Source organism: Pseudomaricurvus sp. HS19 (assembly GCF_009857815.1).
Lineage (GTDB): Bacteria > Pseudomonadota > Gammaproteobacteria > Pseudomonadales > Cellvibrionaceae > Pseudomaricurvus.
Genome location: NZ_WVVW01000016.1, coordinates 61,626 through 84,277, shown reverse-complemented (window position 1 = coordinate 84,277; position 22,652 = coordinate 61,626). Strand labels below are relative to the sequence as shown.

The window sequence follows — 22,652 nt, the reverse complement described above, 5'->3', positions numbered from 1 at the left end:
CCGTACACTCCCGCCTCACCATAAAAAAGCCGCGCATTTGCGCGGCTTTTTTGTATCTGACTGCTGAACCTGAAAACTGGGTGGCCGGTTATTTAGCCGGTTCGTAAGGGTTCCCCCCCAGGGCTTCAGAGATATCAGCAATGGCTTTCTGTGCCCGCACGCTGTTACCGGCGGCGTCCAGCGGTGGAGAAATCACGGCAATACCAAACTTGCCCGGCGACACCGCAATAATGCCACCACCGACACCGCTCTTGGCCGGCAGGCCGGTTTTGTACAGCCATTTACCGGAATCGTCGTAAAGACCGGCGGTAGCCATCACCGCCAGCAGCTCCGGCACGTTCTCCGACTTCATGGCCTGCTTGCCGGTGACCGGGTTTGTACCGGCATTGGCCAGCGTCGCCGCCATCATTGCCAGATCCTTCGCATTGACACCCACCGAGCAGCCACGGGTATAGATATCGGTGGCCCGCAGCGGGTCATTCTTGATATGCCCGTAGGCAAACATCAGGTGGGCGATGGCCTGATTGCGCTGATTAGTGGCCGCTTCGGACTCATACACATCCTGCAACAAGGGCAGCTTGCGACCGGCAAAGTTGTTGTAGGTGCTTTCTATCTTGCCCCACACATCGCCGTACATCTCCCCCTTCACCATACTGGTGGCCGTAATCGCACCGGCATTCACCAGCGGGTTCATCTCCGCGCCTTTATATTGCTCAATTGCCACAATGGAATTGAACACCTGCCCGGTAGCATCCACCCCCATATTCTCTTCCAGGGACCGGGGGCCAGACTCATCCATCACCAGAGCGGCGGTAAACACCTTGGAAATGGACTGAATAGAGACTTCGGACTTGATATCACCGACGCTGTAAACCTTGCCGTCAGTGGTCACCAGCGCAATGCCGTAGATATTGGAATCCACCTTGGCCAGCGCCGGGATGTAGTCGGCGTTGGCCCCTTCCTGCAGCCCCTTGTACTTCTTGTAAGCCGCATCCAGTGCCGCTTCGATATTCTTCTTGCTGAGCTCCACCGCTGCCACCTGACCAGCGACCAGCAAACCCAGCACCAACACCAGACTGCGAACCAAACCCACATACCATCTATCCATAGGGGCCTTCATGCCGTTCTCCTTTAACGTTTGTGAAATTTCGTCACCAGCTCCAACGTAGCGCCCGGTGCCGGGAAGCTTGCGGCTCAGTCTGCAGGCGTAAAGTCCTCCCCGGCGAGGGCATTCTTCAGCTGCTCGACACGCTCTGCCAGCGCTTCTTCAGTGTAGTCCTTTGCTTCCGCCATGCCCCAAACCGGGCTTGGCCAGGCCAGATCACGCCGGAAACGGGCGATATGATGCACATGGAGCTGCGGCACCATGTTGCCAAGGGCGGCCACATTGATCTTGTCCGGCACATAGAGATCGGCCATGACTTCGGCCAGATGACAGGACTCATCGCTCAACTGCAGGCGATCGTCCCGCGACATGTGATGCAGTTCGCGCAAGCCACGACGGCTCGGAACCAGGATACACCAGGGGTAGTTGGCATCTTTGTTCAACAGCACCAGTGACAGCGGAAACTGCCCCAGCACCACACAATCTTCCGCCAGCTGCGGGTGCAACTCGAAACTCTGCTGCACATCAAGTTCAGACATTGAGGTCTCCTCCTTTCCCCAATTTCACAACAGCTTTAGAATACCTCCCCTGATAAAATTCACCTAGCAGAGATTCCAGTCCCCATGCGCGCCAGCCGTATCCTCATTCCCACCCTCAAACAGAACCCCTCCGACGCCGTTGCCGTCAGCCACCAGCTGATGCTGCGTGCCGGCCTTATCCGCCAGCTGGCCTCAGGTCTTTACACCTGGCTGCCGCTGGGATTGCGGGTGCTGCGCAAGGTGGAAGCGATCATTCGCGAGGAGATGGATGCCGCCGACGCCCAGGAAGTGCTGATGCCTGTGGTACAGCCTGCGGAGCTGTGGCAGGAATCCGGCCGCTGGGAGCAGTACGGCCCCGAACTGCTGCGCATCACCGATCGCCACGATAACGGTTTCTGTCTCGGCCCCACCCACGAAGAGGTGATCACCGACCTGATCCGCAACGAGCTGCGCAGCTACAAACAGCTGCCCGCCAACTTCTACCAGATCCAGACCAAGTTCCGCGATGAGGTACGCCCCCGTTTCGGCATCATGCGCGCCCGGGAATTCACCATGAAGGATGCCTACTCCTTCCACCTGGAGCAGAGCTGTCTGCAGCAGACCTACGACCGTATGCACACCGCCTACTGCAATATCTTCAATCGCATAGGCCTGGACTTCCGTCCGGTGCTGGCGGATACCGGCTCCATCGGCGGCTCCAGCTCCCACGAATTCCACGTACTGGCCTCCAGCGGTGAAGACGATATCGCTTTCAGCAGCGCCAGCGATTACGCCGCCAACGTGGAACTGGCCGAAGCCGTAGCCCCCGCCATCGAGCGTCCGGCGCCCGGCGCTGAAAAAGCGGAAGTGGCAACTCCGAAGCAGCACACCATTGAAGAGGTGGCCAGCTTCCTGCAGCAGCCTGCCGCACAAATCCTGAAAACCCTGATTGTGCTGGGTGAAGCCGACGAAGACGGCAACCAGGGCCTGGTGGCGCTGGTACTGCGCGGCGATCATGAACTGAACGATTTGAAGGCAGAAAAGCTGGCCGGCGTTGCCTCACCACTGACCTTTGCCCCGGAAGATCGCATCAAGGCGGCACTGGGCTGCGGCATCGGCTCCATCGGGCCTGCGGGCCTTGAAATTCCCGTCCTGGTAGACCGCAGCGCCGCCGTGGTGGCCGACTTTACCTGTGGCGCCAACAAAGACGGCTACCACCTCACCGGTGTCAACTGGGAGCGCGACCTGCCACTCGCTCGTATCGAAGACCTGCGCAACGTGGTGGTGGGCGACCCCAGCCCCTGTGGCCAGGGCACCCTGGAGATCAAGCGCGGCATCGAAGTGGGCCACATCTTCCAGCTGGGCGAAAAGTACAGCAAGGCCATGGGCGCCAGCGTACTGGACGAAAACGGTAAAGAGCAGATCATGACCATGGGCTGCTACGGTATCGGAGTCAGCCGCGTGGTGGCTGCGGCGATTGAGCAGAACTACGATGACAACGGCATTATCTGGCCTGAGGCTATCGCGCCGTTCCAGGTCGCCCTGATCCCCATCAACATGAACAAGTCGGAAGCGGTGCGTGCCGAGTGCGAGAGGCTCTACGCCGAACTCACCGCCAGCGGCTACGACGTTCTGTTTATGGATGAAGAGAAAGCGCGTCTCGGCGTGATGCTGGCAGATACCGACCTGGTGGGCATCCCCCATCGCATCGTTGTCGGCGATCGTGGCCTCGAGGCGGGTACCGTGGAATACAAAGCGCGCCGCGCGGACGAGAAGCAGGAGATTGCGCTGGCCGGCCTGAGCGATTTTATCGCCCAAAACGTGCGCAAAACCCGCTGACAGCGACCGGCAACCGCAGACCATGATGAAGACACCCCGCACAACAGTCACCCGCTTAATCGGTTCGCTGTTGTTGCTGGGGAGCCTGCAATTGCCAATGCTGGCCTGGGGCAACACCACACCGGACGATATCGATCCGGAACTGCGCGCTGCCCTCAAACACGCCATCGAATCCAGCGACAGCTTCGTTGATCGCTACGATGCCGAAGTGTGGCTGGTGTCGAAACAGGAACCGTTGTCACGCTTTATCAAGGATCACGAAGAGCGCATGGACCTGCTGCGCCGCATTCATCGCGCCGCCCTGCAGGCAGACCTGCAACCGGAGATTGTACTGGCGCTGATTGAGGTGGAGAGCCACTTTAACCGCTTTGCCGTCTCCAGTGTCGGCGCCCAGGGCATGATGCAGGTGATGCCGTTCTGGAAAGACGAGATCGGCCACCCCGAAGACAACCTCACCGACGTCGACACCAACCTGCGCTATGGCTGCGCCATCCTCAAACACTACCTGGAAAGAACGGAAGGCCGCCTCATCGACGCCCTCGCCCGCTACAACGGCAGCTACGGTAAATACTGGTATCCGGAACGGGTAATGACTGCCTGGGAAAAACACTGGCGCTGATTCGCCACCTCCACCAACTCGCTGCCAGGCTTACGCCGGACCCGAACAGTCTTACCAGCTGTAAGTCAGCTCTATATAGGCGCTGCGAGGCTGACCGGTGAAGTAACGGTAACTGCCAAACGCATAATCCCCGCGCTCTGCGTAGCGCTCATCGGCGAGATTCACCAGCCGCAGGCGAGCCTGCAACGGCTCCGCCAGCGACCACTGCACAAACGCATTCCACAGGGTATGGCCCGGATAGCGGTGCCGGTTTTCCGCATCCAGGTAATAGCTGCCCAGATACACCGCCTCCAGCTCCGCCTGCCATCCATCCTGCCGATAACCCAACCGTGCACTGCCCTGCCATTCGGGAGCCGTATCCAGCCGGTTGCCATCCACATCTGTACCCGCCAGCAGGCTGGCGTCAACCACCTCATGCTCCGCCCAGGCTGCCGCCGCCTGCCAGTACCAGGCATCGCCCAGCTGCTGTGCCAGCTCCAGCTCCACACCGGTGTGGCGGGTTTCGGCATCTCCGATGGTGACGTTATTGGAGGCCTTCAGCACCTCATCCTGTTTTTTCATCCGGTAGGCGGAGAGCTGCACTGACAAGCCCTCCGCCTGATAACGCAGCCCTGCCTCCAGGCTGTCAATTTCCTTCTCATCAAACTCGTTCACTGACTGTCCGGCCAGCAGACGATAGCGTTCGTTGATTTGCGGCGCGCGGTAGGCGTGAGCGAGTCTCACATAACTCATCCACTGCGCATTCCAGTTGGCGCGCAATCCCAGCTGGCCGCTGAGGTTATCGAATTCATCAACCCGGTCAGCCACCCGCAGATAGCGGCAGGGGTTGCTGCCACAGAGTGAGCCATCGTCCCGCACCGCGCCATCGGGGAGCCGGTTGTCATAGTCGTAGCGCAGGTACTCATAGCGCAGGCCCGCCTCCACAGTCCACACATCGGTGAGGCGCGTCTCGGTGTTGGCGAACACTCCCAGCTGCTCACTGGCCACGTCGAAATCGTAATGATCACCCTGGTAGCGTGGATTGATGGCATTGATAAAGACCGCGTCCTGACGCTCCTGCACCCACATATCTGCCCACTCCACCTCGGCGCCCAGCCACAGGCGGCTGCGCTCCGTAAGAGCAAAGTCAGTAGCGGCCTGCAGACCGGCGCTGCGCTGGCCATTCTCTTCCACCGGTTGCCCCGGCAAGTAGTGCTGCAGGAAGACCATGTCGCTGTAGCGGAGGTAGGGAGTAAGAGACCAGTTGCGATCCCCGGCGCTGCCGGCAAAGCGTGTCGACAGCCGCAACGCTGAAGCGTCCCGATAGGCCTCCGGGTTGGTATTGTCTTTCCAGCCGTAGTCTTCGTAGGCGTCTTCACCGGTGATGTAACCGGCGGTTTCCTGATTAAGGTTGGTCGCTGACAACAGGGTATGGGCACTCCAGCGTTCGCTGCTGTATCGGTGCTGCAGGTTCAGCTTTTGCTGATCCAGCCCGGCGTTATCCTTAACATCACTACTGTTGGTGCCCTGTCCCGTCAGCTGCCACTGGTGATCACCCTGCGCGACACCGGCAGCCACTTTCAGGCGATAATAATCAAAACTGCCAGCTTCCAGACTCAGGCGCTGCTCCGTCAGAGAGGGCGACAACACATTGACCACCCCAAGCACCGCGTTGGAGCCATAAAAAACCGTACCGGGACCGCGGGAGACTTCCAGCGCGCCCGCCTGCCCGGTATTCACCTCGAACATGCCGTTAACGTTACAGAGTCCTGCCGGACGCACCGGCACCCCATTCTCCGCCAGCAATATCTCGCCACAGGATCCGGGCCCGGTGTTTACCGGCGAGCGAATCGCCATCAACATCTCCTGGCCGTTGCCGCGACTGAACCAGACACCGGGTATGCGCACCGCCACTTCCTGTGGATGCACATGCCCCACCTGCTGCAATACCGACTGGTCGATACGACTGATTCCGCCGATTACCGTATTCAGGCTCTGGTCCTGGCGACGGCCGCTGACCAGCATCTCCTCCTGCCAGGCAGACGCCTGCTGAACCTCCGCGGCCAACACCCCCTGACACAGTACCAACAGTGCCGCCCCCGGCAGAACCGAACCCTTCATACCTCGCCCCCAAGCAAAATCGTCCCCCGGCAGCGTTCTCACCACAGGGGCAAAACCCGGACCTGAACGCCCGGGGAGGCGGCAACATAGCACAGGAGAATGAACAGACACAATTGGAGTCACAATAATGACACCAATATCACAACAGCACAGAAGGGCGTGAAGAAGCGGCGACCGACCCTGCCGGGATCAACGCACCAGCAACTGCTGCACCGCCGATGGTAATACCAGCAGCAGGTCGCAGTTAAAGGGGTGGGCCTCCAGCTGGTAATTGCACTCCACCGTCAGCAGCAACTCCTCCCGACCGATCCCGTGCAGCTGGTAACGCTCCAGCGGCGCATGCAGCGCCAGCAGCCCGGCATCACCCCAGAAACAGTGATGAGCCACATCCAGGCCACGGGCCAGCAGCGGCAGGCTGGATTCGGTGAGGACTTCGCTGAGCCGGAACAGCAGTTCGGCGGTCTCGCCACCGGAACTGCAGGGCATGGACACCAGCTGCGACAGATCCGCAATGGACTCTTCTGTCACCACCGTCATGGCAAACAGCGGCGAAATCTCCAGCTGATAGGCCTGCACTACGCCGGAAAACAGGCGTTCGTTGCCCAGTGCCGCCAGTGCCTGTCCCAGGTCTGCCGCCGGCAGACTGCGCAGGCGACTCTCCCCCCTGATTACCGACGTGCCGGTAAACGCTGCCAACTCGTCGGCAGCAGCCTGCTCTGTGCGACCGCAAAGCGATTGCAGACGCCGCTGCAGGGCATTGAGTTCACGCTCGGATATCGGATCGGTCATGGCAGACGCCACCCCGTTGCAATTCCCAGCCGGCACATAGGCTTCTCCTGCTTTATGTTTTTCCGGAAACAGCTGTGCAAGGGCCTGTTGACACTAATTGAGGGCCTAGATAGCCCGTGGGCGTCGCGGCTCCTGCTCTTCAGCAGACTCCGGATCCTCCGCTTCCACCGCGGGCAACACCTCCTCGATCAGGGGCTCGGGCGTATCATCGTCCGGCTCGCTGTACGCCCGTAACTCTGCCTCCAGCTCCTCCAGGCCCCGGTCTTCATCGTCATAAACCTCGGCCACACTGCAGAACACCTCTTCCAGGGTAATGTCCAGCTCCGCTTCGGTGTGCTGGTCAATGGAGAGCAGCCGCGCCGCCACCACCGGGAACCAGCTGAAGGTCTGCAGGTAATCGCTGACACCGGGCATCTGCGACTGCACCCCCACCATATCCGCCAGGTCACGCAGGGTGAAGGTACTCAGGTCACGACTCAACACATAGGTCTCCTCGCGGGTCACACTGATGATGTGGTGACGCAACAGCGCGCGGCGCAGGCGCTGCCACTGTGGCGCAGGAATACCCACCGACAGCAACTGATGATCCCGTGCGCCGACACCGGTACGCTGACACTGGCGAAAACGCCATAGCACCAGCAGCGCGGCGATCAATTCGGTATAGGTCGCCCCTTTCGCCGGGCCACTGAAGACCGACAGTGTGCGCACAAACACCGCACCGGCCAGCACAATCATCCACAGGACGTAAATCCACAACAGAAACAGCGGCACGATGGCGAAGGCACCGTAGACGGCGGTAAAAGCCGACTTGGAAACAATCCAGCCAAAAAGATCCTTGAACAATTCAAAACAGATCGCCGTCAACACACCGCCCAGCAGGGCATTACGCACCGGTACGCGACAGTTGGGCACGGCCGCAAACAACAGCGTAAAAGCACCGCTGGTGAGCAACCAGGGGGTATACCCCAGCAGCACCGGCATAAAGCCCTGCAGCACGCCGTCATCACTGAAAAAGCGCAGCGACAGCAGATAGGTACTCATCGCCAGCCCGATACCCAGCATCAGCGGTCCAAGACTGAGAATCGCCCAGTACAGGAGGAAGTTTGACAGCCCTTTGCGCGCCTCGCTGACTCCCCAGATGCTGTTAAAGGTGTGCTCAATATTCTTGATCATCAGGTAGGCCGTGGCCGCCAGCATGACCAGACCGGGACCGGTCAGTTGCCGCGCCTGATCCGTAAACTGCTGCACGTAGGTGCGTATCTCCAGTCCGGAGTCCGGCAACAGGTGACGAAAGACAAAGGATTGCAGCTGATCAGAGAGTCCATCGAAGGCAGGAAACAGCGAGAACATGGTGAACACCACGGTCATGGTGGGCACGATGGCAAACAGCGTCATATAGGTCAGCGCGGCTGCCTGCTGGCGACAGCCCTTATCGTTATAGGCGCCAACCAGGCTGGTGACAAATGACCACAAGATGCGCCAGCTGACGGTCCGCTGAGTGTGGTGCGAAGATTCCATGCCTGTGTTCCTGGTCCAGCCCGCTCACTCAGGCGGCTTACGCGTGGAGCTGCGGGCAATGAATGATTACAATAACCTGATTATGGCAGATGAAAATAAAGGAAACCCGCCTCATGGTCACGATTTATCACAATCCCCGCTGCTCCAAATCACGCCAGACCCTCGCGCTGCTGGAGGAGAACGGTATTGCCCCGGAGGTGGTGCAGTATCTGGAAACCCCGCCTGACGCCGACACGCTCAGGGAACTGCTGGGTAAATTGGGCATCGGCGCCCGCGACCTGCTGCGCAAGGGCGAAGACGACTACAAGGAACTCAATCTCAAGGACCCCTCCCTCAGCGAGCAGCAGCTGATCGAGGCCATGGTGTCACACCCGAAACTGATAGAGCGCCCCATTGTGGTCAAGGGTGGCAAGGCGGTACTGGGCCGGCCTCCGGAAAACGTGCTGGAGCTGATCTGAAATGAGTGCGCCCTATGTGCTGATCCTCTATTACTCCCGCCACGGCGCCACCGCTGCCATGGCCATGGAGATCGCCCGCGGCGTCGAACAGGCCGGCGGCATGGAGGCGCGGTTGCGCACCGTGCCACCGGTATCGCCGGTGAGCGAGCAGACGCAGCCCGATATCCCGCAAGAAGGCGCCATCTACTGCACACTGGAGGAGCTGCAGCACTGCAGCGGCCTACTCCTCGGCAGCCCCACCCGCTTTGGCAACATGGCGGCACCACTGAAGTATTTTCTCGACCAGACCTCCAGCCTGTGGCTTAACGGCGCCCTGATCGACAAGCCTGCGGCAGCCTTCACCTCCACCAGCAGCCTGCATGGTGGCCAGGAGGCGACACTGCTGACCATGATGATGCCACTGCTGCATCACGGCATGGTGCTGGCCGGGCTGCCTTACAGCGAGTCCGACCTGGTGACCACCCGCAGCGGCGGCACACCCTACGGCGCCTCACACCATGCCGGTGCCGATGGCATGCCGCTGAGCGATGAAGAGAAACGCCTCTGCCAGGCGCTGGGCAAACGTGTTGCGCGGCTCGCTGCTACACTCACCCACGCCGGCTGAACAGGTCGCTGCCACACACCGGTGGCCAGCACACCCCGTAACGGATAGCAAAACATGAACAACCCCGCCCCACCCCGTCAGCTGCGACTGGCCCAACACCTGAGCCTGGCACTGCTGCTGGCACTGGTACTGCTGTATACCGTCACCAGCATACTCGCCCCCAAATTCTTCTGGACGCTGTTGCTGGTACCCTGTTTCAGCCTGCTGGTCTTCGTGCCCGGTATGCTGTCCCACAAACCCCGCGCCTACGACTGGCTCTGTTTTGTGCTGCTGGTGCACTTCACCATGGGTGTCACCAACGCCATGGCACCGACGGGCGCCTGGAACGACTACCTGCAGACCCTGCTCAGCGTGGCCCTGTTTATCAGTGCCATGATGAGCAGCCGCTGGCAGAAAGCCTGGTTGCGCCAGTCGTCCTAAACCGCTGTAATTCCCCAAGGATTGTCGAAGCAAGGAACTTCCCATGAGCAACACCCGACCCGGCCCCCTGCGCCGCACCATCAGCTGGTTCTGGCGCGCCATCACCTGGATCAGGGTCAGCCTGGCCAACCTGCTGTTTCTCGTCATCATAGCTGTAATCGTGGCAGCACTATGGCCCGGGGAACGCCTCACCGTTCCAGAACAAACAGCTCTGCGCCTGGCGCCGACCGGCTTCCTCGTCGACCAGTACAGCTACGTCGACCCGTTGACCCAGATCCTGGAACGCAGCAGCCGCCAGCAGGCGGAGACCCGTGTGCGGGACCTGGTGGAAGCGATTAACAAGGCCCGCGACGACCAGCGTGTGACCGGGCTGGTACTGGACCTCAGCTACATGCTCGGCGGTGGCCTCAGCAAATTGCAGGAAGTGGGACGGGCGCTGGAGAATTTCAAAACCAGCGGCAAACCTGTCTACGCCATCGGCGATACCTTTACCCAGGAGCAGTATTACCTGGCCAGCTACGCCGACCAGATTCTGCTGCACCCCATGGGCGCGGTGATCCTCACCGGCTACAGCAGCTATCGCAACTATTTCAGGGCGGCGCTGGAGAAGCTGGAAGTGAACATGCACGTGTTCCGTGTCGGTGAGTACAAGGATGCCGTGGAGCCCTACCTGCGTGATGACATGTCCGATGCCTCGCGGGAGCACAACGCCCAGTGGCTGGGTGAGCTCTGGTCCACCTACACCGATCAGGTTGAGAGTCAGCGCAAACTCCCCGGCGGGCGCATCAACGACTATATCAACCAACTGGACAAACACCTGAAAGAACAGCGCGGCGATGCCGCTGCCACCGCCCAGGCCCTGGGGCTGGTGGACGAACTGGCAGACCACCACCAGCAATTGGCAGTATTGCAGCAAACCTTCGGCAGCAACGATGACGAAAGTGACTACCAGGTGCTGGACTATGAACATTACCTGGCGCTGCTGGAACACGAGCAACCACTGGACCAGAGCCCGCAGATTGGCTTGCTGGTGGCGAGCGGCATGATACTGGACGGCGAACAACCCGCCGGCAGCGTTGGCAGCAGCACCATCAGCCAACTACTGGAAAATGTGCGCGAGTCCGGCGACTATTCTGCCCTGGTAGTGCGTGTGGACAGCCCCGGCGGCAGTGCCTTTGCCTCGGAGATTATCCGCAAGGAGCTGGAACTGACCCGCAAGGAGGGCATCCCGGTGTTTATCTCCATGGGCAGCGTCGCCGCTTCCGGTGGCTACTGGATGTCCATGGCCGCTGACGAAGTGTGGGCCACACCCACCACCATTACCGGCTCCATCGGCGTCTTCAGCGCCTTCCCCACCGTGGAAAACACCCTGCAAAAAGTGGGCATCGGCACTGACGGCGTCGGCACCACCGAACTCTCCGGCGCCCTGCGCATCGATCGGCCGCTCAACAGCCTGGCCGCCGAGGTGCTGCAACAGAGCGTCAATCACATCTACGACCGCTTCCTCACCATCGTCGCCGACGCGCGCCAAACCACCACGGCCCGGGTAAATGCTGTTGGCCAGGGTCGCGTCTGGACCGGTCGCGCCGCCCTCGACCTGGGACTGGTGGACCAGCTCGGTGACCTGCAACAGGTGATCAAGGCCGCGGCCGACAAAGCCGGACTGGAGAAGTATCAGGTGGTGGAAGTGCACATGCCGCTGTCACCAACCGAACAGTTGCTGCAGCAGCTGGCAGGCGAGGTGGCCGGTATGCAATTGCTGTCCGGCTGGCACAACAGCGGGGTGATGAGTTTGCTGCAGCGGGTCGAGCGCGAGCTGGCACCACTGGCTGACGTGATGCAGATGGCAGATCCGCGCGCGGTCTACGCCCGCTGCCTGGAGTGCGTCAGCCCCTGAAATACAAACTAAAAGCCCCTGACCGCGAACCAGCGGTCAGTAACCCAGCGTCTGCTTGATAAAGGGAATGGTCAGGCGGCGCTGTTCCGCCAGCGACACCTGATCGAGCCGCTGCAACACACTGAACAGCTCCTGCATGTTACGCGGCGCACGGTGCATGATAAATTGCGCTACCTCTTCACTCAGCTCCAGCCCCCGGGCACGGGCGCGGGCCTGCAGCGCCAGGCGCTTGCCCTCGTCATCCAGTGGCCGCACCTGAAATGCCAGCCCCCAGCAGAGACGCGATTGCAGGTCCGGCAGCTGCACCGGCAACTCCCGCGGCCCGCGGTCAGCCCCCATCACCAGCACATGGCCCAGATCGCGCATCATGTTGTAGAAGCGGAACAGCGCCCGCTCCCACTGCGGCAACCCCATAACGGCCTGCACATTGTCCAGGCACACCAGCTGTACCGCCTCCAGACGCTCCAGCAGAGGCTCCGGAGGCAGGTTGGCGAATTCATCCAACGGCAGGTACTGCACGCTGCGCCCCTGCAACTCAGCGTGATTACAGGTAGCCTGCAACAGGTGAGTGACGCCACTGCCAACCGGTGCCGACAAAAACAGGAAACGCTCGCCCATGGGCGACAGTGATTGCTGCAACGCCGTCACTATCTGCGCATTGGCGTGATTTGCCGGGGCGTAAAAATTGGCAAAGGTGGCATCGTCTTCCAGATGCACCTGCAGGGAAAGCTGTTGGGGAAGGGTCTGGCTCATGAAACACACAGCTGCTCGGGTTACCGATCGGCCCGCCTGACGCGGGCCGTGCAGTTTAACAGATGCGCTGCTGATATTTACAGCAGAGGCTTAACGCGACCAGCGATAACGCAGCCGCGGCAGTGCCGGCTCGCCCGCGGGTACCGTCGCGGCTGCCGGGTCGACAGGCTGGAGCTGTGGCTCTGGCTTGGGGAGCGAGACGGGCAACAGCCGGCGATCCAGGTCCAGCACAGCCGTCAGCTGCGAGGGATCACCCGCCAACTTCAGCTGCACCGTGAGCATACCGTTTTGATAGCGCTCCAGGGTCAGCTGCTGTACCGCCTCCAGCCCCTGCAGGTAGTCCACCACCTGCTGCCAGGCGGCAAAGCCGTTGACTGCATCAACCTCCAGTAGCAGCTCACCGCCGGCCGCACCGTTGCTGACCACGGCGTAGAGCGACGCCAGCTTCTCCGCTGCAGCCGCCAGGCCGGCACGGATCACCTGCTCCTGACTGCTGCCGTCGGCGTCAAACACACTTTTCTCGCCCTTGTGCAGTAGACTCCAGTCCGACAGCCAACGACCACTGGCGGTATGACTGAAGCGCCCCACCAGCACCGCGTCGGAGCTGTAGCGGGCGGAAGCCGCCGTCACGGCCTTCTGATCCATACTCCAGGCCTGTTGCGGCTTGAGTGCCTGCTTGTCCTGCAGGTCCAGCAGCGGCAACACCAGTGGCAGGCCCCGCTCTGCCGCAGCCCGCCGGACGTCACGACCGCTGTCAGAATCACCCTGCAGCTCAACCAGCTGGCGTCCCGCCTTGAGGTCATCACTCACCAGCCACAACAACACCGCTGGACGGTTGGCGGGCCACACCGGCAGATTATTGCGGCGTAACAGCCGCTCAATACCGACCCCGGAAAAGCTCATCACCAGACGGGTGGCCGGCAACTCTTCGTCCCCCTCCACGATCAGCTCGCCGGTGGATTCGTAGCGATAGGCCTCCAGGTAGGAGAGCGGATCAGCAGTGGCGGCGGCCACCGCCGGATCGCCCAATACACTGGCGCGGCCGGAGACCCGCACAATGACTTTGGACAACGCCTCGGAGGCCGCCTTGCGACGCAGGCTGTCGGACTGATTCGCGACCAGTTCATCCTGCTGATAAAGGCCCTTTACCTCTTCCGCGCTGGCCGCCGGCACCACACTGGCCAACAGCAGCCAGACACACACAACCCAGTATTTCACCCAATCACCCTTTAGCGTTTCGTTTGACCCGGCCTCGACAACCCGGCCAACCGTGTAGCAGCCACACCCCTCCGACCCCTGCATTTGCACAGCGGCCCGAATTCCCGGCGCGGCGATGAGGCCGCCATTATGCCCACGCCCCTGTGACAGCTCCAGTAGCCAGTACTCAGTTTGATAAACATTCAGGGGATTAACGCTGCGACAGAAGCTGCCAGCCCGCTGCTTAGCTGCTAGAATAGCCGCCTTTCCCGTGCAGCCCTGACAACCCTGTAACCAAAAAGAGCAAAACATGAGCGACAAACAGTCCCCTTCCCTGAGTTATAAAGATGCCGGCGTGGATATCGATGCCGGCAATGCGCTGGTCGATCGCATCAAGGCTGTGGCCAAGCGTACCCATCGCCCCGGTGTCATGGGCGGACTGGGTGGTTTCGGGGCCCTGTTTGAACTGCCTACCGGCTACCGTGAACCGGTGCTGGTATCCGGCACCGACGGCGTCGGCACCAAGCTGCGCCTGGCCATGGACCTGGGCATGCACGACACCATCGGTATCGACCTGGTGGCCATGTGTGTGAACGACCTGGTGGTGGCCGGTGCCGAGCCCCTGTTTTTCCTCGATTACTACGCCACCGGCAAGCTCAATGTGGAAGTGGCCGCGGACGTGGTCAGTGGCATTGGCGCCGGCTGTGAGCAGGCCGGCTGCGCCCTGGTAGGTGGCGAAACCGCCGAGATGCCCGGCATGTACGAAGGCGAGGACTACGACCTGGCCGGCTTCTGCGTCGGCATCGTCGAGAAATCCCAGCTGATTGACGGCAGCAAGGTACAGGCCGGCGACGTATTGATCGGCCTCGCCTCCAGCGGCCCCCACTCCAATGGCTACTCCCTGATCCGCAAGATCCTGGAAGTCAGCGGTGCCAGCCTGACCGACAAGGTAGGTGAGCAGGAGCTGGGCAAGGCACTGCTGGAACCCACCCGCATCTACGTCAAGTCCATGCTGCGCCTGATCGAAGAGTCCAGCGTCAACGCCATGTCCCACATCACCGGTGGTGGCCTGCAGGAGAACATCCCGCGCGTACTGCCGGACGACTGCAAGGCCGTGGTGGATGTCAGCAGCTGGGAGATGCCACCGGTATTCCGCTGGCTGCAGCAGCAGGGCAATGTCGACGCCTACGAGATGTACCGCACCTTCAACTGCGGCGTAGGCATGATCATCGCTGTCCCGGCCAGCGAAAAAGACGACGCCCTGGCGATTCTCGCCGACGCCGGCGAAAGCGCCTTTGTGGTGGGCCATGTGGCCAAGGCCGGCAGTGACGAACCGCGGGTGGAGCTTGTCAACCTCTGACACCTGTCAGGCAGGGTGGCCTCCCACCCTGCCGCCCCCGGCCGGCCACCGCGCCGCCACACCTGAACACATCCGAACAGCAGCCCATGAAAAATATTGTTGTACTTATCTCCGGCAGCGGCACGAACCTGCAGGCCCTGATCGACGCCCAGCTGCAGGACCGCCTGGGGTGCCGCATCAGCGCGGTTATCAGCAATCGCCCCGGCGTCAAAGGACTGCAGCGTGCCGAGCAGGCGGGCATCCCGGCGCTGGTGCTAGACCACACCGGCTTCGACAGCCGTGAAGCCTTCGACGCGGCGCTGATGACCCTGATTGACGACCACGACCCGGCACTGGTGGTGCTGGCGGGCTTTATGCGCATCCTGACCGCGGATTTCACCCGCCACTACCTGGGCCGCATGCTCAATATCCACCCCTCCCTGCTGCCCAAATACCCGGGGCTGCACACCCATCAGCGGGCGCTGGATGCCGGCGACCGGGAGCATGGCGCCACTATTCACTTCGTCACACCTGAACTGGATGACGGCCCCAATGTCATACAGGCCATAGTGCCGGTAATTGCCGGCGACGATGCCGCCAGCCTGGCGCAGCGGGTGCAGGTGCAGGAGCACATTATCTATCCGCAAGCGGTGGCCTGGTTTACCAGTGGCCGCCTGCAGATGCAGGATAACCACTGCCTGCTGGACGGCGAGCCGCTGCCACCCAGCGGACAGGTCGTCGACGCGCGCTGACCGGCACCGTTATACGCTCTGCAATCCAAGGGAGAGAATAATTGATGCCCCGCGTGCCTTTCTTTTGCCAGCCACAACACATGCGTCCGCGCCGCCCCCTGTGGCTGGCCCTGTTGCTGACAGTGGTTACCAGTGTCGCCACTGCCGCCACCCCCAAGCCTTTTTCCGCCGACTACAAGGCCCGCTATGGCTCCCTCAGCGTGGACGCCAGTCGCTCCCTGACCATGGGCAAAGACCGGCAGATGGAGTTCCGCTTTGCCGCCCGCCACTGGCTGGCGGACATCGACGAGCGCAGCCTGGCGCAGTGGGACGACGAGCACTTCCAGCTGCGTCCCCAGACCTACAGCTACAACCGCACCGGCCTGGGACGCGACCGCACCGCCCTGCTCACCTTTGATCACGACCAGGGCAAGGTCACCAACAACGTACAGAACAAACCCTGGTCGATGGACGTCCCCACGGACGTGCAGGACAAACTCAGCTACCAGCTGCAGCTGCGCGCCGACCTGATCAATGGCAAGGAGCTGATGGAGTATCAGGTAGCGGATGGCGGTCGCCTCAAGACCTATCGCTTTGCCGTCGAGGGCGAAGAGGTCATCGACACCCCGGTAGGCCGACTCAACACCGTGCGGGTCAAACGCCTGCGCAAGGATAACGATCGTGTTACCCTGATCTGGCTGGCCCGCGATTGGGACTACCTGATCGTACGCATCCAGCAGACCGAAGACGACGGCAAGTACTACGAAATCAACCTCACCTCAGCCAAACTCGACGGAGTATCGGTAAACGGACTCTGAGGAGCGGCTGACACCCAGTTTTACCAGTAATGAGAGCGCTTATGACCATCTCTAAAGACAAAGTAGTCACCATCCACTACACCCTGAAAAACGTTGAGGGCGAAGTGCTCGACAGCTCCGTCGGCGAAGAGCCGCTGGCCTACCTGCAGGGCCACAAAAACCTGGTTCCGGGCCTGGAACAGGAACTGGAAGGCAAGCAGGTCGGCGACAAGGTGCAGACCGTGGTCACCCCCGAGCAGGGTTACGGCGAGCTGGATCCCGGCCTCATTCAGGAGCTGCCACGTACCATGTTCACCGGTATCGACGAGATTGAAGTCGGCATGGCCTTTCACGCCGAGACTGCCAACGGCATGCAGGTGGTGGAAGTGATTGAAGTCGAGGGCGACACAGTCACCATTGATGGCAACCACCCCCTGGCAGGCCAGGAACTGCATTTTGATGTGGAAGTACTGGAAATCCGCGACGCCACCGACGAAGAGCTGCAGCACGGTCATGTGCACAGCCCCGGCGGCTGTGGTCACAACCACTGAGACCCGCACGCACTGAGCCGGTAGCAACCGGCAAGTGGGCTGGCCGCCCTGGCCAGCCCGCCGCTCAGTGCGCCTCCACCTTCTGCTGCCCGCAGCGGGCGCAGCGATAGACCGTCACCAGCTTGCCCTGACGCACGTCAAACTGCTTCTCCTTCACCACCTGCCACTTATGAAAGCCGCTGCGACACAGGGTTTTGCCCTTGTGCTTCTCGGCCGCTGTCGGCCTCCTGAACTGCACCACGTCCCCCATTACCCACACTCCTCCAGACACCGGACACACCCGGGATGGCTATAGTAGCGATTCCCGTCATCCACAGACAGCTCCTCCGCTCCGCCATCGTTCACCTTACGGCTGCCCGCCGCGCCCGCGCACCGGGCAAAGGCCTCTTTACGCGCCAAAGGGAGGCAGGCATGGTCCCGGTGGAGTTCAGTGCCAGCACCGAAATGAAACACAACATATTGTGGCCGCACCGCAATCCGGCACTAAATATAAGGGCTTATAAAAATTTATCTATATGCTAAAAAGTTATAGTTTAATTGAAACCGACCGGTCCGGGCTCTGCCCCCCTGCAACACTGCGGTGGCAGATTAGCAGTCACTTACCGAAGAGCTTACTCACACTTTATCCACAAGAAATCGACAACCTTATCGCCTTGCAATCGACCCTGCACCGCATTATCTTGTATCCAAGCTTGTGATTACCCCTATATATAGGGTTTCAGCGCCGGGCAGGCACCATTACACAGTGCGCCAGCAGCAAGCCAGGGGGTTTTGTCAGGGTGGCCCCAGCGGATTCAATCGCCACCCGGCAGTCAAGCAGTCGCCCCATGCCCCGGCAGCCATACAGGTATCGGATCGAGCAGATGGAAAGGCAGTCCGAAAACTACTGCCTTTTGTGGAGTGTCACCCACCCCACCCATCCTGGACGCTCCGCGCCAGTAGAAAAGAACAGTCACAACTCCTAACACACCAAAAACCCGGCACAATACGCGGAGACGTACATGCACACAGATACTGAAGTGTCAGCCACCCCGGCCTCCTCCCAGGCGCCCCAGGCCAAGACTTCCAGCACCACAGTAACAGCGACCACCCCCGGCCAGCTGCGCGTCATCAAGCGCAACGGCACGGTCGTGCCCTACGACCCGGGCAAGATCGCCGTTGCCATGACCAAGGCGTTCCTGGCGGTAGAGGGCGGCACTGCCGCGGCCTCCAGCCGCGTCCACGAAACTGTGGAGTCTCTGACCGAGCAGATCAGCGCCACCTTCAAGCGTCGCATGCCGTCCGGCGGCACCGTGCACATTGAGGACATCCAGGACCAGGTCGAGCTGACCCTGATGCGCTCCGGTGAACACAAGATCGCCCGCGACTACGTCCTCTACCGTGAAAGCCGTGCCCAGCTGCGCAAGCAGAGCGTGCAGGAGGTCCAGGTTGACGCCGAGTACGCCAGTGTCAACGTCGTCATGCCCGATGGCCACACCCAGCCGCTGGACATCGCCCGCGTGCGCACCATCGTGGAAGAAGCCTGTGCCGGTCTCTCCGATGTGCTGCCCAAGGCGATCCTCGATGAAGCCATGCGCAATCTTTACGACGGCGTCACCCTCGACGACGTCAACACCTCGCTGGTGATCACCGCCCGCACCCTGGTGGAGAAAGAGCCCAACTACTCCTTCGCCACCGCCCGCCTGCTGCTGGACAAGTTGCGCGCCGAAGCCCTGAGCTTTATGGGCGTGGCCGAGTCTGCCACCCAGGCCGAGATGCACAACCTCTACGCCCAGGCCCTGCCTGCCTACATCCACAAAGGTGTGGAGCTGCAGCTGCTGGCCCCCAACCTGCTGGACTACGATCTGGAGAAACTGGGTGCCGCTCTGGACGCCGAGCGCGACCTGAAGTTCACCTACCTGGGCCTGCAGACCCTGTACGACCGCTACTTTATTCACTCTGAAGAAGGCGTGCGCTTCGAGCTGCCACAGGTATTTTTCATGCGCGTGGCCATGGGCCTGGCCCACGAAGAGGCCAACCGTGAAGAGCGCGCGATCGAGTTCTATCGCCTGCTGAGCTCCTTCGATTACATGAGTTCCACCCCTACCCTGTTCAATGCCGGTACCCTGCGCCCGCAGCTCTCCTCCTGTTACCTGACCACGGTACCCGATGACCTGCACGGTATTTACGGCGCGGTGCAGGACAATGCCATGCTCTCCAAGTGGGCCGGCGGTCTGGGCAATGACTGGACCCCGGTGCGCTCGCTGGGTGCCTACATCAAGGGCACCAACGGCAAGTCCCAGGGCGTTGTACCCTTCCTGAAAGTGGCCAACGACACCGCTGTGGCAGTAAACCAGGGCGGCAAGCGCAAAGGCGCCGTATGTGCCTACCTGGAAACCTGGCACCTGGACATCGAGGAATTCCTCGACCTGCGCAAGAACACCGGTGACGACCGCCGTCGCACCCACGACATGAACACCGCCAACTGGGTACCGGACCTGTTCATGAAGCGCGTCTTCGATGACAAGGAGTGGACCCTGTTCTCCCCCAACGACGTGCCGGAACTGCACGACCTTTATGGTCTGGCGTTCCAGCAGAAGTACGAGGAGTACGAGCAGAAGACCCGTACCGGTGAAATGAAACTGTTCAAGCGCGTCAAGGCGCTGGACCTGTGGCGCAAGATGCTGGGCATGCTGTTTGAAACCGGCCACCCCTGGATCACCTTCAAGGACGCCTGTAACCTGCGCAGCCCGCAGCAACACGCCGGTGTGGTGCACTCCTCCAACCTGTGTACCGAGATCACCCTCAACACCAAGGCCAACGACGAGATCGCCGTCTGTAACCTGGGTTCGGTGAACCTGGCCCAGCACGTGGAGAACGGCCAGCTGGATCACGCCAAGCTGGAAAAAACCGTCCGCACCGCTGTGCGCATGCTCGATAACGTTATCGACATCAACTACTACTCCGTGGAAGCGGCGCGCACCTCCAACATGCGCCACCGCCCTGTCGGCCTGGGCCTGATGGGCTTCCAGGACGCGCTCTACAAAATGGGCTACGCCTACAGCTCGGGAGATGCCGTTGAGTTCGCCGACCGCTCCATGGAAGCGATCAGCTACTTCGCCATCGATGCCTCCAGTGAACTGGCGGCCGAGCGTGGTCGCTACTCCTCCTTCGAGGGCTCCCTGTGGAGCAAAGGCGTCATGCCCATCGACTCCGTTGACCTGCTGGAGCAGCACCGCGGCAGCGACTACATCAAGGTGGACCGCAGCCAGACCCTGGACTGGGAGAGCCTGCGCAGCAAGGTCAAGACCCAGGGTATGCGCAACTCCAACGTGATGGCCATTGCGCCGACGGCGACCATTGCCAACATCACCGGGGTATCGCAGTCCATCGAGCCCACGTACCAGAACCTGTACGTGAAATCGAACCTGTCCGGCGAATTCACCGTGGTTAACCCCTACCTGGTGCACGAGCTGAAAGACGCCGGCCTGTGGGATTCGGTGATGGTCAACGACCTCAAGTACTACGAGGGCTCGGTGCAGAAGATCGACCGCATTCCTGCCGAACTGAAAGATCGCTACGCCACCGCCTTTGAGGTGGAGCCGCGCTGGATTGTGGAAGCCGCCAGCCGTCGCCAGAAGTGGATCGACCAGGCCCAGAGCCTGAACCTCTACATCGCCGGCGCCAACGGCAAGAAACTGGACATCACCTACCGCATGGCGTGGTTCAGTGGCCTCAAGACCACCTACTACCTGCGTGCACTGGCGGCCACCAGTACCGAGAAGTCCACCATCGAGAACAGCTCGCTGAATGCGGTATCGGCCAAGTCTGACGCCCCGGCGACCGTGGCAGCTCCGGAAGCGGCACCGGTACCCAAGGCCTGCTCTCTGGACGACCCGGACTGCGAAGCCTGCCAGTAAGGGAACGGCCCGTTGGCGGGCCAACCCTTTGGAAGGTACCGGACGCACACCTGCCCGTTGGCGGCCGGTACCTTCCCCCCTCCGGGGGGCTGAGGCGACCTGCAGGAATCACTGCAGGAGGAGAGGACGGATAACCGAAAGGTCATCGCCGCTCCATGAGACAAGTACTCACAGATAAAAACAGGAAATCAGGAACCGAAACATGCTGAGCTGGGACGATTACGAAGAGAACACCGCGGCCAAGCCGGTCGCGCCACCGCCTGCGGCCGAACCACAAGCGGCTGTCGCCGAAGCGGCGCCGGACTACAGCGCCCCTGCTGTGGAAGCCGAGCCTGCAGAGCGCCGCAAACCCGCTGCCGCAGCCAGTGATGCTGTGGAGGCTGCCCGTCAGGCAGTTGCCGATCTCGATCCCGCCCCCGGCCTGGAAGAGCTGGAGATGGGCGCTGCCCGCGTCGAGGTGGACGCCAAGCGCATGATTAACTGCCGCGCCGACCTCAACCAGCTGGTACCGTTCAAGTACGACTGGGCCTGGCAGAAGTATCTGGACGGTTGTGCCAACCACTGGATGCCGCAGGAAGTGAACATGAACGCGGACATCGCCTGCTGGAAAAACCCCAACGGCCTGACCGAAGACGAGCGCCGCATCGTCATGCGCTCACTGGGTTACTTCTCCACCGCCGACAGCCTGGTAGCCAACAACCTGGTGCTGGCCATCTACCGCCACATCACCAACCCGGAAGCGCGCCAGTACCTGCTGCGCCAGGCGTTTGAAGAGGCCATCCACACCCACGCCTACCAGTACTGTGTCGAGTCGCTGGGCATGGACGAAGGTGAAGTGTTCAACATGTACCGCGAAGTGCCCTCCGTGGCCAAGAAGGCGGCCTGGAGCATCGCCCACACCCAGGGGATCTCCAACCCCACCTTTACCACCGGTACCCCGGAAGCGGATCAGGAGTTGCTGCGCAACCTGGTGGGCTTCTACTGCGTCACCGAAGGTATCTTCTTCTACTGCGGCTTTACCCAGATCCTCTCCATGGGTCGCCGCAACAAGATGACCGGTGTGGCCGAGCAGTTCCAGTACATCCTGCGCGACGAGTCCATGCACCTGAACTTCGGTATCGACGTTATCAACCAGATCAAACTGGAGAACCCGCACCTGTGGAGCGCCGAGTTCCAGCAGGAAGTGACCCAGATGATCCTGGAAGGCACCGAACTGGAAATCGCCTACGCCCGTGACTCCATGCCACGTGGTGTGCTGGGCATGAACGCGGCCATGATGGAGGAGTACCTGCAATTCATCGCCAACCGTCGCCTGGCGCAGCTGGGTCTGAAAGAGCAATTCCCGGGGGCGAAAAACCCGTTCCCCTGGATGAGTGAAATCATGGATCTGCGTAAAGAGAAGAACTTCTTCGAGACCCGTGTAATCGAGTATCAGACAGGTGGTGCACTGAGCTGGGATTAAATCCTGCCCACACCAGACAAGCCAGCCGGCAATAGCCGGCTGGTGGATGGGCGCCT

The 22,652-nt window shown here is 61.1% G+C and carries 20 protein-coding genes; 12 read left to right on the top strand and 8 right to left on the bottom strand.

The features are described 5' to 3' along the window. Window positions 1-88: 88 nt before the first annotated feature. Window positions 89-1,120, bottom strand: a complete 1,032-nt coding sequence (gene glsA, locus GSF27_RS16640) for a glutaminase A (protein ID WP_237457615.1) — start codon at window positions 1,118-1,120, stop codon at window positions 89-91. A 74-nt stretch (window positions 1,121-1,194) separates the two neighbouring features. Continuing rightward, window positions 1,195-1,644, bottom strand: a complete 450-nt coding sequence (locus GSF27_RS16635) for an HIT domain-containing protein (protein ID WP_160971190.1) — start codon at window positions 1,642-1,644, stop codon at window positions 1,195-1,197. Window positions 1,645-1,728: 84 nt separating this feature from the next. On the opposite strand from GSF27_RS16635, the gene GSF27_RS16630 reads away from it, so the two are divergent. Together GSF27_RS16630 and GSF27_RS16625 are read left to right on the top strand one after the other, a co-directional pair. Then, entirely contained in the window at window positions 1,729-3,462 is a 1,734-nt protein-coding gene (locus tag GSF27_RS16630) for a proline--tRNA ligase (RefSeq protein ID WP_160971189.1), read from the top strand. Between the two features lie 25 nt (window positions 3,463-3,487). Continuing rightward, window positions 3,488-4,081: a lytic transglycosylase domain-containing protein gene (locus GSF27_RS16625; RefSeq protein WP_160971212.1), complete on the top strand. Its 594-nt coding sequence runs from the start codon at window positions 3,488-3,490 to the stop codon at window positions 4,079-4,081. A gap of 51 nt (window positions 4,082-4,132) precedes the next feature. Here GSF27_RS16625 and GSF27_RS16620 read toward each other — a convergent pair whose 3' ends face one another. The 3 genes from GSF27_RS16620 to GSF27_RS16610 form a co-directional block, all read right to left on the bottom strand. After that, on the bottom strand, window positions 4,133-6,181 hold the full coding sequence (locus GSF27_RS16620; protein ID WP_160971188.1) for a TonB-dependent receptor: 2,049 nt from the start codon (window positions 6,179-6,181) through the stop codon (window positions 4,133-4,135). 189 nt (window positions 6,182-6,370) lie between these two features. Then, on the bottom strand, window positions 6,371-6,970 hold the full coding sequence (locus GSF27_RS16615) for a hypothetical protein (protein ID WP_160971187.1): 600 nt from the start codon (window positions 6,968-6,970) through the stop codon (window positions 6,371-6,373). 105 nt (window positions 6,971-7,075) lie between these two features. Next, window positions 7,076-8,488: a YihY family inner membrane protein gene (locus GSF27_RS16610; protein WP_160971186.1), complete on the bottom strand. Its 1,413-nt coding sequence runs from the start codon at window positions 8,486-8,488 to the stop codon at window positions 7,076-7,078. Between the two features lie 113 nt (window positions 8,489-8,601). On the opposite strand from GSF27_RS16610, the gene arsC reads away from it, so the two are divergent. From arsC to sppA, 4 genes are read left to right on the top strand one after another with little or no spacing between them, the layout of a single operon-like run. Continuing rightward, window positions 8,602-8,946, top strand: coding sequence for an arsenate reductase (glutaredoxin) (gene arsC, locus GSF27_RS16605; protein ID WP_160971185.1), 345 nt, complete (start codon window positions 8,602-8,604; stop codon window positions 8,944-8,946). Between the two features lies 1 nt (window position 8,947). After that, window positions 8,948-9,550: an NAD(P)H:quinone oxidoreductase gene (gene wrbA / locus GSF27_RS16600; protein ID WP_160971184.1), complete on the top strand. Its 603-nt coding sequence runs from the start codon at window positions 8,948-8,950 to the stop codon at window positions 9,548-9,550. A gap of 54 nt (window positions 9,551-9,604) precedes the next feature. Next, window positions 9,605-9,970: a DUF2069 domain-containing protein gene (locus tag GSF27_RS16595; RefSeq protein ID WP_160971183.1), complete on the top strand. Its 366-nt coding sequence runs from the start codon at window positions 9,605-9,607 to the stop codon at window positions 9,968-9,970. A gap of 43 nt (window positions 9,971-10,013) precedes the next feature. Then, the gene (gene sppA, locus GSF27_RS16590) at window positions 10,014-11,867 is read left to right on the top strand and encodes a signal peptide peptidase SppA (protein WP_160971182.1); all 1,854 of its coding nucleotides are present in this window, start codon (window positions 10,014-10,016) and stop codon (window positions 11,865-11,867) included. 36 nt (window positions 11,868-11,903) lie between these two features. Here the strand turns inward: sppA and hda are convergent, their stop codons facing one another. Together hda and GSF27_RS16580 are read right to left on the bottom strand one after the other, a co-directional pair. After that, the gene (gene hda / locus GSF27_RS16585; RefSeq protein ID WP_160971181.1) at window positions 11,904-12,620 is read right to left on the bottom strand and encodes a DnaA regulatory inactivator Hda; all 717 of its coding nucleotides are present in this window, start codon (window positions 12,618-12,620) and stop codon (window positions 11,904-11,906) included. Between the two features lie 90 nt (window positions 12,621-12,710). Beyond that, window positions 12,711-13,838, bottom strand: a complete 1,128-nt coding sequence (locus GSF27_RS16580; RefSeq protein WP_160971180.1) for a DUF2066 domain-containing protein — start codon at window positions 13,836-13,838, stop codon at window positions 12,711-12,713. 289 nt (window positions 13,839-14,127) lie between these two features. Here GSF27_RS16580 and purM point away from each other — a divergent pair, with 289 nt between their 5' ends. The 4 genes from purM to GSF27_RS16560 all read left to right on the top strand — a co-directional run bounded on the left by purM (window position 14,128) and on the right by GSF27_RS16560 (window position 17,235). Then, window positions 14,128-15,177: a phosphoribosylformylglycinamidine cyclo-ligase gene (gene purM / locus GSF27_RS16575; protein ID WP_160971179.1), complete on the top strand. Its 1,050-nt coding sequence runs from the start codon at window positions 14,128-14,130 to the stop codon at window positions 15,175-15,177. Between the two features lie 86 nt (window positions 15,178-15,263). After that, entirely contained in the window at window positions 15,264-15,908 is a 645-nt protein-coding gene (gene purN / locus GSF27_RS16570; protein ID WP_160971178.1) for a phosphoribosylglycinamide formyltransferase, read from the top strand. Between the two features lie 44 nt (window positions 15,909-15,952). Further along, on the top strand, window positions 15,953-16,705 hold the full coding sequence (locus GSF27_RS16565; protein WP_160971177.1) for a DUF3108 domain-containing protein: 753 nt from the start codon (window positions 15,953-15,955) through the stop codon (window positions 16,703-16,705). Between the two features lie 41 nt (window positions 16,706-16,746). Then, a complete protein-coding gene (locus GSF27_RS16560) occupies window positions 16,747-17,235 on the top strand; it encodes a peptidylprolyl isomerase (protein ID WP_160971176.1) in 489 nt (162 codons plus the stop codon). Between the two features lie 64 nt (window positions 17,236-17,299). Here the strand turns inward: GSF27_RS16560 and GSF27_RS16555 are convergent, their stop codons facing one another. Next, window positions 17,300-17,485 (bottom strand): hypothetical protein, encoded by a 186-nt coding sequence (locus tag GSF27_RS16555; protein WP_160971175.1) that lies wholly within the window; start codon window positions 17,483-17,485, stop codon window positions 17,300-17,302. 751 nt (window positions 17,486-18,236) lie between these two features. Here GSF27_RS16555 and GSF27_RS16550 point away from each other — a divergent pair. Both GSF27_RS16550 and GSF27_RS16545 read left to right on the top strand, forming a co-directional pair. Next, window positions 18,237-21,134: a ribonucleoside-diphosphate reductase subunit alpha gene (locus tag GSF27_RS16550; protein ID WP_160971174.1), complete on the top strand. Its 2,898-nt coding sequence runs from the start codon at window positions 18,237-18,239 to the stop codon at window positions 21,132-21,134. Between the two features lie 202 nt (window positions 21,135-21,336). Then, on the top strand, window positions 21,337-22,596 hold the full coding sequence (locus GSF27_RS16545; protein WP_160971173.1) for a ribonucleotide-diphosphate reductase subunit beta: 1,260 nt from the start codon (window positions 21,337-21,339) through the stop codon (window positions 22,594-22,596). Window positions 22,597-22,652: the final 56 nt, after the last annotated feature.

Excerpts from the sequence above, each read along its gene's own strand:
- GSF27_RS16565 (WP_160971177.1), top strand. The coding sequence starts at position 15,953 with ATGCCCCGCGTGCCTTTCTTTTGCCAGCCACAACACATGCGTCCGCGC.
- hda (WP_160971181.1), bottom strand. The coding sequence starts at position 12,620 with ATGAGCCAGACCCTTCCCCAACAGCTTTCCCTGCAGGTGCATCTGGAA.
- GSF27_RS16555 (WP_160971175.1), bottom strand. The coding sequence starts at position 17,485 with ATGGGGGACGTGGTGCAGTTCAGGAGGCCGACAGCGGCCGAGAAGCAC.
- GSF27_RS16560 (WP_160971176.1), top strand. The coding sequence starts at position 16,747 with ATGACCATCTCTAAAGACAAAGTAGTCACCATCCACTACACCCTGAAA.
- GSF27_RS16550 (WP_160971174.1), top strand. The coding sequence starts at position 18,237 with ATGCACACAGATACTGAAGTGTCAGCCACCCCGGCCTCCTCCCAGGCG.
- GSF27_RS16545 (WP_160971173.1), top strand. The coding sequence starts at position 21,337 with ATGCTGAGCTGGGACGATTACGAAGAGAACACCGCGGCCAAGCCGGTC.
- GSF27_RS16595 (WP_160971183.1), top strand. The coding sequence starts at position 9,605 with ATGAACAACCCCGCCCCACCCCGTCAGCTGCGACTGGCCCAACACCTG.
- wrbA (WP_160971184.1), top strand. The coding sequence starts at position 8,948 with ATGAGTGCGCCCTATGTGCTGATCCTCTATTACTCCCGCCACGGCGCC.
- GSF27_RS16610 (WP_160971186.1), bottom strand. The coding sequence starts at position 8,488 with ATGGAATCTTCGCACCACACTCAGCGGACCGTCAGCTGGCGCATCTTG.
- purN (WP_160971178.1), top strand. The coding sequence starts at position 15,264 with ATGAAAAATATTGTTGTACTTATCTCCGGCAGCGGCACGAACCTGCAG.
- GSF27_RS16620 (WP_160971188.1), bottom strand. The coding sequence starts at position 6,181 with ATGAAGGGTTCGGTTCTGCCGGGGGCGGCACTGTTGGTACTGTGTCAG.
- purM (WP_160971179.1), top strand. The coding sequence starts at position 14,128 with ATGAGCGACAAACAGTCCCCTTCCCTGAGTTATAAAGATGCCGGCGTG.
- sppA (WP_160971182.1), top strand. The coding sequence starts at position 10,014 with ATGAGCAACACCCGACCCGGCCCCCTGCGCCGCACCATCAGCTGGTTC.
- GSF27_RS16615 (WP_160971187.1), bottom strand. The coding sequence starts at position 6,970 with ATGACCGATCCGATATCCGAGCGTGAACTCAATGCCCTGCAGCGGCGT.
- GSF27_RS16635 (WP_160971190.1), bottom strand. The coding sequence starts at position 1,644 with ATGTCTGAACTTGATGTGCAGCAGAGTTTCGAGTTGCACCCGCAGCTG.
- GSF27_RS16625 (WP_160971212.1), top strand. The coding sequence starts at position 3,488 with ATGAAGACACCCCGCACAACAGTCACCCGCTTAATCGGTTCGCTGTTG.
- GSF27_RS16630 (WP_160971189.1), top strand. The coding sequence starts at position 1,729 with ATGCGCGCCAGCCGTATCCTCATTCCCACCCTCAAACAGAACCCCTCC.
- glsA (WP_237457615.1), bottom strand. The coding sequence starts at position 1,120 with ATGAAGGCCCCTATGGATAGATGGTATGTGGGTTTGGTTCGCAGTCTG.
- arsC (WP_160971185.1), top strand. The coding sequence starts at position 8,602 with ATGGTCACGATTTATCACAATCCCCGCTGCTCCAAATCACGCCAGACC.